General features: G+C 62.4%; 1 protein-coding gene. It reads right to left on the bottom strand.

Annotation, left to right across the window (positions count from 1 at the left end; all coding sequences use genetic code 11):
- The coding region (locus tag AAEY79_RS14325; protein WP_352288926.1) for a hypothetical protein at positions 1-197 on the bottom strand (197 nt) is incomplete at its 3' end.
- Positions 198-335 lie beyond the last annotated feature (138 nt).

Below are 335 nucleotides of genomic sequence, written 5' to 3'. Positions count from 1 at the left end.
GGATAACCCGACGCGTTGGCGGCGTTCGAATGTGTTTCCATCATCATCGCTGGCCGGACGCGCTCGTTGACCGAGGTCAACGGTTTGAAATCGGCGGAATGCCGACAGCGGACGGGACCGAGGTCCGCAGCGGCGAGCGCATCGACGTGTTCGGTCGTGTGCCAGCGCGACACGAGCCTTGACGCGACGCGCAACATGTTCAACGCTCACTCGGCAGCGATGGGATATGCGGCGAAGGCGGCTGACGCACGTACGACAGGAAGCCGCTCTGTATCCCGAGAATTTTCTTCGCGCACGTATCGTATTGCCAACCGGGCCCGCCATCGCTGTCGTAC

Source organism: Psychrobacter sp. GW64-MNA-CIBAN-0177 (assembly GCF_040309585.1).
Classification (GTDB): Bacteria; Pseudomonadota; Gammaproteobacteria; order Pseudomonadales; family Moraxellaceae; genus Psychrobacter; species Psychrobacter okhotskensis.
Note: the sequence above shows the minus strand (reverse complement) of the source record. Positions and strands in the feature narration are given on the sequence as shown.